General features: G+C 65.4%; 11 protein-coding genes. 4 read left to right on the forward strand and 7 right to left on the reverse strand.

The genetic code is table 11. The annotated features are described in order from the left end of the window. The first annotated feature begins 310 nt into the window (after positions 1-310). The 4 genes from AB8P05_RS30240 to AB8P05_RS30255 all read left to right on the forward strand — a co-directional run bounded on the left by AB8P05_RS30240 (position 311) and on the right by AB8P05_RS30255 (position 4,876). On the forward strand, positions 311-2,824 hold the full coding sequence (locus AB8P05_RS30240; RefSeq protein WP_472761686.1) for a dynamin family protein: 2,514 nt from the start codon (positions 311-313) through the stop codon (positions 2,822-2,824). Next, positions 2,821-3,786 (forward strand): diguanylate cyclase regulator RdcB family protein, encoded by a 966-nt coding sequence (locus AB8P05_RS30245; protein ID WP_472761687.1) that lies wholly within the window; start codon positions 2,821-2,823, stop codon positions 3,784-3,786. Before AB8P05_RS30240 ends, AB8P05_RS30245 begins: the two co-directional genes overlap by 4 nt. Beyond that, positions 3,783-4,556 carry a patatin-like phospholipase family protein gene (locus tag AB8P05_RS30250; RefSeq protein WP_472761688.1) on the forward strand — a complete coding sequence of 258 codons (774 nt, stop codon included), beginning with the start codon at positions 3,783-3,785 and terminating at the stop codon, positions 4,554-4,556. Before AB8P05_RS30245 ends, AB8P05_RS30250 begins: the two co-directional genes overlap by 4 nt. An 89-nt stretch (positions 4,557-4,645) precedes the next feature. Next, complete coding sequence (locus AB8P05_RS30255) at positions 4,646-4,876, forward strand: hypothetical protein (protein ID WP_472761689.1); 231 nt, start codon at positions 4,646-4,648, stop codon at positions 4,874-4,876. 115 nt (positions 4,877-4,991) lie between these two features. On the opposite strand, the gene thiD is transcribed toward AB8P05_RS30255, so the two are convergent. From thiD to AB8P05_RS30290, 7 genes are all read right to left on the reverse strand, one after another. Beyond that, positions 4,992-5,822, reverse strand: a complete 831-nt coding sequence (gene thiD, locus AB8P05_RS30260) for a bifunctional hydroxymethylpyrimidine kinase/phosphomethylpyrimidine kinase (RefSeq protein WP_472761690.1) — start codon at positions 5,820-5,822, stop codon at positions 4,992-4,994. Further along, positions 5,819-7,192, reverse strand: coding sequence for a phosphoglucosamine mutase (gene glmM, locus AB8P05_RS30265; protein ID WP_455176053.1), 1,374 nt, complete (start codon positions 7,190-7,192; stop codon positions 5,819-5,821). The genes thiD and glmM overlap by 4 nt, the downstream gene beginning before the upstream one ends. Positions 7,193-7,322: 130 nt before the next feature. Further along, positions 7,323-8,492: a dihydropteroate synthase gene (folP, locus tag AB8P05_RS30270; RefSeq protein ID WP_472761691.1), complete on the reverse strand. Its 1,170-nt coding sequence runs from the start codon at positions 8,490-8,492 to the stop codon at positions 7,323-7,325. 87 nt (positions 8,493-8,579) lie between these two features. Next, a complete protein-coding gene (gene flhB / locus AB8P05_RS30275) occupies positions 8,580-9,662 on the reverse strand; it encodes a flagellar biosynthesis protein FlhB (protein WP_472761692.1) in 1,083 nt (360 codons plus the stop codon). Between the two features lie 3 nt (positions 9,663-9,665). Further along, positions 9,666-10,424: a flagellar biosynthetic protein FliR gene (locus AB8P05_RS30280; RefSeq protein WP_472761693.1), complete on the reverse strand. Its 759-nt coding sequence runs from the start codon at positions 10,422-10,424 to the stop codon at positions 9,666-9,668. A gap of 6 nt (positions 10,425-10,430) precedes the next feature. Then, positions 10,431-12,524: a flagellar biosynthesis protein FlhA gene (gene flhA, locus AB8P05_RS30285; protein WP_472761694.1), complete on the reverse strand. Its 2,094-nt coding sequence runs from the start codon at positions 12,522-12,524 to the stop codon at positions 10,431-10,433. Between the two features lie 95 nt (positions 12,525-12,619). Next, the gene (locus tag AB8P05_RS30290) at positions 12,620-13,297 is read right to left on the reverse strand and encodes a lysozyme family protein (protein ID WP_472761695.1); all 678 of its coding nucleotides are present in this window, start codon (positions 13,295-13,297) and stop codon (positions 12,620-12,622) included. Positions 13,298-13,402: the final 105 nt, after the last annotated feature.

Raw genomic sequence — 13,402 nt, forward strand, 5'->3', positions numbered from 1 at the left:
GAGGGGAGCGTCGTGGATGCCCCCTCCCGCTTTTCATCTCCATGGCTGAGAGTGCGACTGTCGTTTGGCTCTCCCAAAGCCCGTGCATGAGGCCGAACCGCCTTCGGCAACTGCCAGCCTGCGATTGTCTGACGCCCGGATTCATCTGCGCAACCCTGACGGTGACGTCTTCCCATACTCGAAGTGACGGGGTTCAAGCCGCAGAGTAGTTCGAAATCATGATATCGTCGATGTGCGACAAACTCGATCATGTGTCGACTTACGACGTCGACGGCATTAAGTATGGCGTGCCAATTGAGATTTCTGAGATATGATGCCTCTCTGGTTGCGCCTCGCTGCGGATCGGGGGGTGGATACCGGTTTGAGATTTTCGCTGGGGGATAAAATGCACGGGATGAATATTGAGTTTCTGCATGACGAGGCCATCCGTCTCCTCGATGTTCACCAAAAAATCATCAAAGAAATTGTGCAAGGCGATCTTCTGAACAACGACCCTCGCCAGACTTTCACGACCACCAGCGCCCTCAGGCGCCTCGAGGAACTGAAGGGCGAATCGACCAAGGTTCGAAACCTTGAGATGGTCGTGGCGGTCATCGGCACGATGAAGGCCGGAAAGTCGACCACCATCAACGCCATCGTCGGTGCCGATATCGTGCCCGCCCGCAGCCATCCGATGACGGCACTGCCCACCATGATCCGTCACACTCCGGGCAGGAAGGTGCCGCGCCTGATCTTCCAGAACCCGGAGCCTTTGAATTTACTCATCGGAGAGCTATCGGTCCGTTTGACCACCCCGCCGTCCTCCCGTGATTACGCCGATTTTGTCGCCGCTCCCGACGGGCGGCGATTGGTGGAGGAAATCCGCAACGGAACCTTTGCCGCCATGGACCGGATGGCGGAAGGAAGCGAGGCAATTGCATCATTGTTGCGCCATGTCAACGATCTGGTAAGGCTGGCACGGATCGCCGATCTGCCTTTCCCATATGATGAATATGACGAGGTGCATGAATTTCCTGTCATTGAAGTCGAGTTCTGCCATCTGCCAGCGGAAGGGGGAAAGGGGCAATTCACCCTTCTCGACACCCCCGGCCCCAACGAGGCTGGTCATTCGGAAGCGTTGACCGAGAATCTGCGAAGACAGCTCAAGCAAAGCTCCGCCATCTTGGTGGTGATGGATTTCACGCAGCTCAATTCCGAGGCCGACGCGAATATTCGTCAAGAATTGGCGCAGGTGTTGGGCGGATCGCAGGATCCGAGCAGGGTCTATGTCATCGTCAACAAATACGATCAGAAGACCCGTAACGATACAGTGACCGTCGAGGAGTTGAGGGCGCAATTGGCCCAACGTCTGAGCAGCGATGCGGGCGAGCGCCGGGTCACACTGTCGCCCGATCAGATCTTTCTTGTGTCATCCCAGCGCGCGTTTCTGGCCAACCGCGTGATCAGGAGCATGGATTTCCAGGAATTCAATCTGGATGAACAGCCCTGGATCGAGGATTTCGCCACAATGGCGTTTGGTGCGAGCTGGGAAGAGGCCGATCTGGCCGATCACGATGAGGTGCGGAACCAGGCAGCCAGTCTTTTCCGGAAATCCGGCTTCCAGGCGCCGCTGGACAAAGTGATCCGCCATGGCCATCAGTTTGCTGCGTTCAACAGCCTGCGCTCGGCCGCGAGGAAGCTGGAGCATAATGGCGAGGAGGTCGCTGGTTTCATCGATGCCCGCAGCACCGGATTGAAAAAGGATGCGACCGAACTGCAAGCCGATATCGATGGGCTGGAAGGCGATATCCAAACCATCATGGTTCTGGAGCAGGAGAGCAACGAGGCGCTAGCAGCCGGAATGCTCAAGCTGAAGAAATCCTGCGCACAACTTTTCAGTGAAAGCTGCCTTGGTCTGAGCAACCAGATCAAGGAGATATTTTCCGCGGAAGAGCGGGCAGAGGCCGAGCGTCAGCGCGATGCCGAGGAGAATATACGCTCCAGTCCCATAACTATTCTTTTTGATTTTATGTCAACTTTCGTCGGCTCCGACCGCGCCTATCGATCCAGCCGCACCAAAATCAACGACCGCATGTCGCGCGGTACCTTTGCCGGGCAAGGTATAATCAATTTCTCCAACCGCGACGATGCCTTGGCCTTGATACGGGATGTTCGCGAAGAGGTGGAAAAGACGATAATTGCTGCGCGTGCAGAGTTTGTCGATCAAGTCGATCAGGCCAAGGAGCGGTACATTGCCGAGATCGGCGACCTGATTCGGAATCGTGCAACGCCGCTGTTCGACGAGATCCGCAGCCGCCTGCATCATGCGGGTTATGAAGAGATTCGACTGTCCCTGATCGATATCAGAAAAATTGATGTCAGCACAAAGTCCGTGAAAAAAATTGATGTCGCAATAGTTGAGAAAAAAGAAACCCTGAAAGTCGCCCAAAGCGGATTCGGTTCTGTGAAAAGGTTCTTTGGAACCATTCTTTTCCAAGATGACTGGGGGTACGATAACGTTAAGAAATCGTACTATCCAGTTAATCTCAATGTTCTTGTCGAAAAATCAAGATCTTATCTTGAGGAATATATAGAATCCGTCAATTCCACGATGAACAAATATATTTCTGACGAAATCGAGGAAAAGCAGAAAAAGTTCTTCGACGACATGCGTTCCAAAATCGAAAAAATTCGAGGCGATCTTCTGGCATCCAAGGCCGACAAGCGCAAGCAACGGGGGGTCCAGCAAGAAATCCTGGAACTCCTGTCAACACAAAAAATTCTGAAGTTTGAAACGATCGCCCTAGCCAACTTCCTGACTGCCCTCGAACAGGAAATCCAATGAGCGCACCTGACCTTAACGACCTCGGCTCGTCGGCGATAGCGCCCGAGGTTTCCGCCTATTGTCCGCATCTGACCGACAAGATGCTGACAGATTGTGCGAACGGGTTGCTGGTCGCTCGCCAGAAAACCACCTATCAGGCCGAGCATTCTGATCTACTGTCGCGCTGCTGGGCCGCAATCACCGGTACGGGAGCGACCCGACAGCAGCAGATCAACGGCCACTTGGTCGACGGGCTGGAAGCTGCGGTGGGATGGCTGACCGACCTTACCCTTCGGCAATCGCGCAGCGATCTCGCGGTGTCCGCCCTCGGCGAAACCGTCGAGCGTCTGACGGAAAAGCTGGGGCAGACCCGCACCGCATTGGTGGCCTTGGATCGCGCCCGCCAGGACATCGCCGCCAGGATGGCCGATCTGACGCAGGAGGTGCGCCGTCTGGATTTCAAGGACCGCGCCGACGATCAGCGGACATTGGTGATGGCGGCGTGGGAAGCCGGGCGTTTCAATCACGTTCCTTTGCTGACGCAGATCTTCATCGTCTTCGACCAGCTGTACTGGGGGGATTTCGGTCACTATTGCCGTGCGCATCCCGAACGGGCGGACGGCCTGCGCCGCATCGCCATCGAGGAAGCCCGCCGCATCTCCCGCGCTGCCTTGGGTATGGGAGGCCGTGACCGTGACCGGGTAATCTCAGTTCATGCTTGGCTGTCTGTCCAGGATCACGCCGCCGCCCCCGATCTGCTGCAAGCAATCGCCTGTGTTGGAGATTGGGCGCGAGTGGAGGAGGAGCCATTGGTTTGGACGGCGGCCCGCTTCTCGTCGGGAACCGAATTCCCGATACACTTGCCGCGCCTTCTGACCAGCGAACAGGTCGCCATGCGGATGAACGAGGAAGCGTTGACGCGGCCCCAATGGCGGTCAAGTGCGTCCGGTTCCAACCAGGATGCGCAGGAGACGCAATCATGATGACGGCTGCAGCTGGAAATGAACGTGCTTCCAGACCGCGCATCGGCTTGGTGCTGTCGGGCGGTGGGGCGTTGGGCGCCTATCATGCCGGCGTGGTCAGGGCCCTCGACGACTTGCAAATCGGCATCGACATGGTGGCGGGTGCCAGCATCGGCGCGCTGAACGGGTCCGTCGTGGCATCCGCCCCTTCGTTGCGGCGGGCGGCAGATACGCTGACGGAACTGTGGGAAACCCTGGGCAGCCAGTCGCCGCTGCATCCCAATGTGCCCGGCCTCTTTCAGCTTCTGCTGGCGACCGGCATCCAACTGCCGGTTCTCAGGGCGTTGAAGGACTCCCTGCCTTTAAATCCTCGCTTGCTTGGACTCGCCTTTGTCGCGATCCAAAGCGAGATTTCCCTGTTGAGCGACAGTCCGATCAGGAAAATCCTGCACGAGGTTCTTGATCAGGACGCGGTGTCCAAAGGACGTCCGTTCTATGTTTCTGTCTTCCGCTCCAACGGGATCCTTGCCGATGCCCTCGCAGGGATCGCCAAAGTGCTTGATCTGTCCACCGCGGAGTCGGAGTTTCTGGATATCCAGAGTCTGGCCCCTGACAGGCGCATTCAAGCCATTCTGGCATCTGCCGCGATACCGCTACTGTTTGGCCCCCAACGGGTGGGCGACCGGATGTATGTGGATGGCGGGATCGGTGGGGGGCGAGTTGCCAGGGCAATACGCCGGCAACCCCGCTTGTTGATGCCGGGTGTACACACCTTATCGTCTCCCACCTGAGCGAAGCCACTCTATGGGACCGCCGGAAATTTCCAAACACCGAAATCATCGAGATCGCACTTCAGATGCCAATAAACCGGGATGACCCGGTGTCGGATCTCCTGAGCTTCAATAGTGAGAAATCCGGCTTTCTGATAAGCCGCGGCTATGAGGATACACGCGCGGCAGTCGGTCGATTGCGCGCGTTGAAACAGATCCATCAAATGGCAAACGTCGCCGAAGCGGCACGGGATTCCGCTGTCGGTGGGGCATGGAAAGCAGTTGATGACCTGAACTCGGATGAATTCGAACAGCGATTCGGAGATCGCCACGCGTCATAAGGCGGGGCGCGGGGGTGGATCGGCTACAACAAGCCCGAGAGCAGGATGCAGGCTCACGGGAAAACAGTCCGCTGATTCCGTTGAGCTTGCTCTCCGCCGAGTCCTCCCGCCACCCTCACTGAAACTCCCGCACCGTGTGCAGGTGGTTCAGCGGCCCATGCCCGTGGCCCAGCCCCGGCGCACTCAAAATCGCCGTCTCCACATACCGCCGCGCCCGCGCCACCGCGTCGCGCGTGCCGAGCCCCTGCGCCAGCCCCGCGGCAATCGCCGACGACAGGGTGCAGCCGGTGCCGTGGGTGTGGGGCGTGTGGACGCGCCGGCCCTCGAACACCGTCTCGCCCTCCTCCGTCAGCAGCAGGTCGTAGAGGCTGTCGTCCTCCAGGTGCCCGCCCTTCAGCAGCACCGATTTCGGGCCGAAGCTCAGCATCAGTTCCGCCGCGCGGCGCATGTCGTCCAGGTCGCGGATCGGCAAGTCGGTCAGCGCCTCGGCTTCCGGCAGGTTGGGCGTCACCACCTCGGCCAGCGGCAGCAGGCGCTTGCGCAGCGTCACCACCGCGTCGGGATCGAGCAGATGGTGGCCGCTCTTGGCAATCATCACAGGATCGAGCACCAGCGGCACATTGACCGCGCGGGCCTCATACTCCGCCGCCACCGCCTCGATGACGGGGGCGTTGGCGAGCATGCCGATCTTCACCGCGTCGGCACCGATGTCCTCCAGCACCACCTTCATCTGCAGGGCGACGAAGGCCGGATCGACCGGCACCACGCCGTAGACGCCGGTGGTGTTCTGCGCCGTCAGCGCGGCGATGGCGGTCATCCCATAGGCGCCGAGCGCGCTGACCGCCTTGATGTCGGCCTGGATACCGGCGCCGCCGCCGGAATCCGACCCGGCGACGATCAGGACCCGGCCTTTCACCGTGCCGGTCTTTTCCGGGCTGCCGGTCATTGCGCTGCCTCCAGGCTGCGGGCGGCGCTGGCGCGGATGGCGTCGGCGATGTCACCGACGACGCCATGGACCAGCGTCTCGTCGTCGCCCTCCGCCATCACGCGGATGACCGGCTCGGTGCCGGACTTGCGGATCAGGATGCGGCCGCTGGATGCCAGCCGCGCCTCGCCGTCCTTGATCGCCTGCTGGACGACGGCATCCTCCAGCGGCTTGGTCCCGGCGGCGAAACGGACGTTGGTCAGTTTCTGCGGCACCGGATCGAAGACGCGGCAGACCTCGCTGGCCGACCGGCCTTCGGCCTGGATCAGCACCGCCAGCACCTGCAGCGCCGCGATCAGCCCGTCGCCGGTGGTGGAATAGTCGGACAGCACGACATGCCCCGACTGCTCGCCGCCGACATTGTAGCCGCGCTCGCGCATCATCTCGACGACATAGCGGTCGCCGACCGGCGTGCGCGCCAGATGCAGGCCGAGCCCGCCGAGATGGCGCTCCATCCCCAGGTTGGACATGACGGTGGCGACCACGCCGCCGCCGCGCAGGGTCTGCGACCGCGCCCAGGAGGTGGCGATCAGGCTCATCAGCTGGTCGCCGTCGATGGGACGCCCGGCCTCGTCCACCATGATCAGGCGGTCGGCGTCGCCGTCCAGCGCGATGCCCAGATGGGCGCCGTGGGCGACCACCTGCTCCTGCAGGGTCTGGGTGGCGGTGGCGCCGCAGCCCTTGTTGATGTTGGTGCCGTCGGGGCTGACGCCGACCGGGATCACGTCGGCCCCCAGCTCGTACAGCACCTTGGGCGCGACCTTGTAGGCGGCGCCGTTGGCGCAATCGACGACGATCTTCAGCCCGTCCAGCCGCAGGCCGCGCGGGAAGGTGTTCTTCACATATTCGATGTAGCGGCCGGTGGCGTCCTCCATCCGGCTGGCGCGGCCGAGATCGGCCGGCCCGGCGAGGTCGGGGGCGAAGGGCAGCGCCATGCGCCGCTCGATGGCGGCCTCGACCTCGTCCGACAGCTTGTAGCCGTCGGGGCCGAACAGCTTGATGCCGTTGTCCTGATAGGGGTTGTGCGAGGCGGAGATCACGACGCCCATGTCGGCACGGAGCGAGCGGGTCAGCATGGCGACCGCCGGGGTCGGCAGCGGCCCGACCAGCACCACGTCCATCCCCATGGAGATGAAGCCGGCGGTCAGCGCCGGTTCCAGCAGATAGCCGGACAGGCGGGTGTCCTTGCCGATCACCACCCGGTGCCGGTGGTCGCCGCGGCGGAACTGCAGCGCGGTCGCCATCGCCACGCGCAGGGCCGTTTCGGCGGTCATCGGGTCGATATTGGCGGTGCCACGGATGCCGTCGGTGCCGAACAGGTGTCGCGTCATGAAAACCTCGTGCAGGAACCGTCTCCACGCCCCGCATGTCGGGTCGGGCGCCGGGAATGACAAGCGAAGGATGTTTCTTCGCGCGGCAGCCCGGCCGGGTCAAGGTCCCTTCGGCGGCTGCGCGAAAGGGTTACAGCCGGGATTGTCCGGGGTGCAGCGCCTCCCAAAGGGCGCGGGCCTGCGCCGTTTCCGCCACGTCGTGGACGCGCAGGATCTGCGCGCCCTGGTTCAGCGTCTCCAGCCCGGCGGCGAGCGAGCCGGGCAGCCGCTCCTTCGGCGGCTCCTCGCGCGACAGGCGGCCGATGAAGCCCTTGCGCGACAGCCCGATCAGCACCGCACAGCCCAGCGCATGGTACAGCGTGGTGTGGCGCAGGATCTCCAGATTGTGCTCCGTCCTCTTGCCGAAGCCGATGCCGGGATCGACGGCGATCCGCTCCGGAGGCACGCCGGCCGCGGCGCAGCGGGCGATCCGCTCCTCCAGCCAGTCGAACACGTCCAGCGCGGCGTCGCGGTATGTCGGGTTGGCCTGCATGGTGCCGGGCTCGCCCTGCATGTGCATCACCACCACCGGCGTCGCGGTGCGCGCCACCACCGGTAGCGCGTCCGGATCGGACAGGCCGGCGATGTCGTTGACGATGCGGGCGCCGGCCGCGGCGGCGGACTCCATCACCAGGGCATGGCGGGTGTCGACCGACACGGCCGCCCCCTTGCCGGCGAAATGGCGGATCACCGGCAGGACGCGCCGCTCCTCCTCCTCCGGTGGGACCGGGGCGGCGCCGGGGCGGGTGGATTCGCCGCCGATGTCCAGGATGTCGGCGCCGGCGGCCAGCATCGCCTCGCCATGGGCGATGGCTGCGGCAGGGTCGAGGAAGTCGCCGCCGTCGGAGAAGCTGTCCGGCGTGACGTTGACGATGCCCATGATGAGCGGCCGGTCGAGCGCCAGCCCGGCGAAGGGCGCCCGCGCCCGGGTCAGCGCGCCGAGCTGGCGGTCCAGCGCCTCCGCCACCGCCCGCGACCGCTCCCAACCCCAGGCCATGATCTCGGACAGCAGCGCGAAGGCGCGGTCGATGCGCGAGCCTTGGTCACGCACGATCAGTTCGGCGGTGGAAAAGGCGAAGCGCCCGCCGGCCAGCGGCACCGCGGCCCCCTTGGCCCAGGCGGCGATGGGCATCAGCCCGACCGGCCGCAGATAGACCCGCACCCCTTCCTCTCCCGCCCAAGGGCAGAAGCCGGCCAGCGATCCGGCGGCGGACTTGGGCGCTGCGGCTTTGGCGGCGGGCTTGGCGGAAAGCGGCGGCATCGGGGGTCCCCTTCACGTCACGGACTGGCACCTCCGTTCCTGGCACGGGACCGGCGGGATGGCAAGGGGGTGGCCTTACAGCTTCCCTCACCCCCGCCGCGCCAGACCGCCCTTCAGCTTCAGCACATAGGTGATGACCTCCGCCACCGCCTGATAGTGCTGGAGCGGGATGGTCGCATCCACCTCTGCCGAGGCGTGGAGGGCACGGGCCAGCGGCGGGTTCTCGACGATGGGGATGCCGTGTTCCTGCGCCAGCGCGCGGATGCGCAGCGCGATCAGGTCGGCACCCTTGGCGAGGCAGATCGGGGCGGCGGTGCGGCCGCGCTCATATTCCAGGGCCACGGCGAAATGGGTGGGGTTGGTGATGACCACCGTCGCGCGCGGGACGTTCGCCATCATCCGCTTCTTGGAGCGCGAGCGGCGGATGTCGCGCAGGCGGGCCTTGGCGTGGGGATCGCCCTCGATCTGCTTGAATTCGTCCTTGATCTCCTGGTGGCTCATGCGCAGGCGGCGGCGCCATTCCAGGCGGTTCCACAGCACGTCCACCGCCGCCATCAGGACGGTCGCCAGCAGGACCGCCAGCAGCAGCCGCAAGGTCACGTCCCGCAGCAGGGTGGGCAATCCGGCGACGTCCATGCCCACAGTATCCTCCGTCCATGCGATGTAGGGCGCCAGCGCGTGCCAGGCCGCGAAACTGATGATGGCGAGCTTGACCAGGCTCTTGACGAATTCGACCAGCGCCGGCCGGCCGGCCATCCGCTTCCAGCCCGACGCCGGCGACAGGTGCGACCATTTCGGCCGGATGCGGTCCGACGCCACCAGGAAGGGCCCCTGCCCCAGCGCCGACAACACCACCCCGCCCAGCAGGATGCCCAGCACCGGCAGCAGGGCCACCGCGGCGCCGACGATCAGCCAATGCAGGCTGTGGATGACGTCGATGGCGCTGCCGTCGATGCGGATGTCGTCGGGATTCTCGATCAGCGGCAGAAGCAGGGCCGACAGCTGCGACGAGACGCCGGGTGCGGCCATCAGCACGATCATCCAGGCGGCGACCATGGCCGACAGCAGGCCGACGTCGCGGGCGCGGGGGACGTCGCCCTTCTCCGCCGCCTCGCGCAGGCGCTTCTCTGTCGGTTCCTCTGTCTTCTGCTCGTCGTCCTGCTCCGCCATCGCCTAGGACCCCGACAGCCAGCCGCCGAGCGCGGCGACGAAGGCGGTCAGCATCGCGCCGGCGGTCGCCATGAACAGGCCCATGCCCACCATCAGCACGCCCGGCGTCGCGACGAAATAGACGGGCATCGCCGGCATCACCCGGTTGACCAGCCCCAGCGCCACATTCATCACCAGCCCGTAGAGGATGAAGGGCGCGGCCAGCCCCACTCCCAGCCGGAAGGTGGCCGCCAACAGCTCGGCGAAGCGCTGGGCGACCATGCCGAGGTCCGGGAACACCCCCGCCGGCCAGGAGCCGTAGGACCGCGCCAGCGCGCCGATCATCAGGTAATGCACGTCCGATGCGAACAGCAGCGCCAGCCCGCCGATCAGCAGCACGCCGGACAGCACCGACCCGCCCTCGAACCCCGCCGCCTCCATGGAGAAGGGGTTGCTCAGCCCCACCACCTGTGCCACCAGGGCGCCGGTGGTCTGCAGCGCCGCCATGAACAGCCGGGCGCCGAGCCCCAGATAGGCACCGACCAGCGATTCCCCCGCCAGGGCGCGCAGCATCTCCACCGGCTGGTCCGGCATGCGGTCGGGCAGCCCGTCCACCCCCGGCAGCAGCACCAGCGTGACGATGATCGCCAGCGCCGCCCGGATCCGCATCGGCACCGCCGCCTCGCCGAAGCCCGGCAGCAGCCCGATGGCTGCCGCCACCCGCGCCAGCACGATCAGGCCGCGGTAGATCTCCAGGGTGAGGAACTGGCTCAGGGCGTCCATCCGCGCCTACACCTGATCGATGGTCTTGAGCGACGCCTTGCGGTGCAGCTCGGCATGGCTCAGCACCGGAGTCATCGGGCTGACGCGCTCCAGCAGCGACCGCACGAAGGGCCGCACCTCCGCCCCCACCAGCAGGGCGGGCCAGACCTGCGAGGTCGCGTGCTTCTGGATCTTCAGCCGCACCGCGGTCAGGAACTCCTGCACCTGGCTGGGCGGCATGACGAAGCGGCGGTCGTCGCCCTCCACCACGATGTTGTCGAGCAGCGCCTGTTCCCAGCGCGGGCTGAGCGCGATCACCGACACGAAGCCGTCCGGCCCGGCCAAACCCTGGTGGATCTGCTGGCCCAGCCGCATCCGCACATGTTCGGTGATGAGGGTGATATGGCGGGTCCAGCCGACGGCCTCCGCCACCGCCTCGACGATGGCCGGCAGGTTGCGGATCGACACCCGCTCCGACAGCAGCTGCTGCAGCACGCGTTGGAGCACGACCAGCGAGATCTGGCTGGGCACCATGTCGTTGATCAGTTTCTGGTATTCGCGCCCCAGACCGTCGATCAGCTTCTGCAGGGCGGCGAAGGTCAGCAGGGTGGACAGGTTGTCCTTGATGACCTCGGTCAGATGGGTGGTGATGACGCTTTCCGGATCGACGACTGTGTAGCCCTTCGCCACCGCCTCCTCATGGCGGGAGGGGTCGATCCACTTGGCCTGCAGGCCGAAGGTCGGCTCGCGCGTCGGATCGCCGGCGATGTCGGGCACGGCGCCGCCGGTGGGGTCGATGGCCAGCAGGTGCTTGGGCCGCACCTCCCCCTTCGCGGCCTCCACCCCCATGATGCTGATGACGTAGCTCTTGGGCGGGAGGAAGCTGGAATCCTTGATGCGCACCGACGGCAGGACGAAGCCGAACTCGGTGGCGAAGCGCTTGCGCAGCGTCTTCACCTTGGTGGTCAGCGGACCGTTCTTGTTGAGGATCAGCGGGACGAGGTGGTTGCCGACCTCCACCTTCACCTCATCGACCTTCAGCATGTCCTCCACCGCCTCTTCCGGCGCGGCGGGCGGCGCCTTGCGGCTTTCCTCCAGCTTGGCGAGCGCCGCCGCGCGGGCCTTGCGGCGCGGCGCGTACCAGCCGAGCGCCGCGAAGGCCACCCCCATGACGAGGAAGGGCGCCATCGGCAGGCCCGGCATCACCGCCAGCGCCGCCAGCAGGCCGGACGCCACCATCAGCGCCTTGGGATAGGCGCCCAACTGGTCGATCACCGCCTTTTCGGCGGAACCGATGTTGCCGCCCTTGGTCACCAAGAGTCCGGCGGCCAGCGACACCACCAGCGCCGGAATCTGGGTCGCCAGACCGTCGCCCACCGTCAGCGTGGTGTAGATGGCGGCGGCGTGCTCGAAGCTCATCCCCTTCTGGGCGATGCCGATGGCCATGCCGCCGAGAACGTTGATGACGGTGATGACCAGACCGGCCACCGCGTCGCCGCGCACGAACTTCGAGGCGCCGTCCATGGCGCCGTAGAAAGTGCTCTCGTCCTCCAGCTCCTTGCGGCGGCGGCGCGCCTCCGCCTCGTCGATCATGCCGGCGGACAGGTCGGCGTCGATCGCCATCTGCTTGCCGGGAATGGCGTCCAGCGTGAAGCGCGCCCCGACCTCGGCGATGCGGGTGGCGCCCTTGGTGATGACCACGAAGTTGATCACCACCAGGATGCAGAAGATCACCACGCCGATGACGAAGTTGCCGCCCATCACGAACTGGCTGAAGCCCTGGATGACGTGGCCGGCGGCGGCGTGGCCGTTGTGCCCTTCGCTGAGGATCAGGCGGGTGGACGCGATGTTCAGCGCCAGCCGCAGCATTGTCACCACCAGCAGAACGGTGGGAAAGGAGGAGAAGTCCAGCGGCCGCGGGATCCACAGGGACACCATCAGCACCAGCACCGCGACCGAGAAGGACAGCGCCAGCCCGAGGTCGAGGAACCAGGACGGCACCGGCAGGAACAGCACCGCCAGCACCAGCAGGATGCCGACCGCGAACAACACGTCGCGGTTCGCCAGGCCGATGTCGCCGATCAGGCCGAACCGGCTGCGGACGTGATCCGTGAGGGTCATGGAGGTCCCGACAGGTTTGTGGAGGAGGGGCGTTCCGCCAACGATAGGGCGGCGCGGTAAAACCGGGATTTAAACGGCCGCGGGCGGAGCGACGGTCACTGCGTCGGCAGCAGCGGCCGGGCCGGGCCGTCGGCGAACAAGCCGGACAGGAAGCTCAGCCGGCCGCGCTCCGCCGGGGTGAAGGTGGCGGCACCCCCGCCCGGCCCCGCCGCCAGCGTCTCCAGATAGCCGAGAGCCCCGGCGACCCAGCGCAGGTTGCCGGTCACCCGCTGGCGATAGGCTTCCCCGCGTTCGGACTGGGACGAGTGGTAGCGGGCGATGGCGGTCTCCAGCGAGCCGTGGTCGCGCCGCAGCGCCGACAGGAAGGAGGCGGCATAGCGGGCGTTGGCGACCGGATCGAAGGCGGTGACCAGATCGGGGAAGGCGTCGGGGTGCCAGCGCAGGTTGACCTGCAGGCAGCCGACGTCGATGGACTGCACGCCGCGCGCCTGCGTCGCCCGCACGAAGGCGATGGCATCGTCGCGCGTCGGGAAATAGTGGGATCGCCCTTCGGTGTTGACCGTCCAGGGCCAGGCGGTGAACAGCCGATCCTCCGTCCGCCGCCCGGATTCGGTGAAGCCCATCGCCAGCAGCAGATGGTCGTCGATGCCGGCCGCCTTCTCCGCGTCCAGGATGGCGGCGATGCACTGCGCCTCCGGCGGCAGGGCCTTGCGCGAGGTCGGGGGGATGGTTGGGGAAGGGGTTTGGGCGCGGCATAGAGCGCCGTGCTCCACACGCCGATCTGCGAGTTGTTGGCCGGCGGCGCCGCCGCACCGCCGGCCGGACTTACGAGCAGCCCGAGAAGGGGATGACCGCTCGCAACAGGGGGCGCCGCATCG

The organism is Azospirillum sp. VT-I1 (genome assembly GCF_055698305.1).

Excerpts from the sequence above, each read along its gene's own strand:
- flhB (WP_472761692.1), bottom strand. The coding sequence starts at position 9,662 with ATGGCGGAGCAGGACGACGAGCAGAAGACAGAGGAACCGACAGAGAAG.
- AB8P05_RS30250 (WP_472761688.1), top strand. The coding sequence starts at position 3,783 with ATGATGACGGCTGCAGCTGGAAATGAACGTGCTTCCAGACCGCGCATC.
- glmM (WP_455176053.1), bottom strand. The coding sequence starts at position 7,192 with ATGACGCGACACCTGTTCGGCACCGACGGCATCCGTGGCACCGCCAAT.
- thiD (WP_472761690.1), bottom strand. The coding sequence starts at position 5,822 with ATGACCGGCAGCCCGGAAAAGACCGGCACGGTGAAAGGCCGGGTCCTG.
- AB8P05_RS30240 (WP_472761686.1), top strand. The coding sequence starts at position 311 with ATGATGCCTCTCTGGTTGCGCCTCGCTGCGGATCGGGGGGTGGATACC.
- AB8P05_RS30245 (WP_472761687.1), top strand. The coding sequence starts at position 2,821 with ATGAGCGCACCTGACCTTAACGACCTCGGCTCGTCGGCGATAGCGCCC.
- folP (WP_472761691.1), bottom strand. The coding sequence starts at position 8,492 with ATGCCGCCGCTTTCCGCCAAGCCCGCCGCCAAAGCCGCAGCGCCCAAG.
- AB8P05_RS30280 (WP_472761693.1), bottom strand. The coding sequence starts at position 10,424 with ATGGACGCCCTGAGCCAGTTCCTCACCCTGGAGATCTACCGCGGCCTG.
- flhA (WP_472761694.1), bottom strand. The coding sequence starts at position 12,524 with ATGACCCTCACGGATCACGTCCGCAGCCGGTTCGGCCTGATCGGCGAC.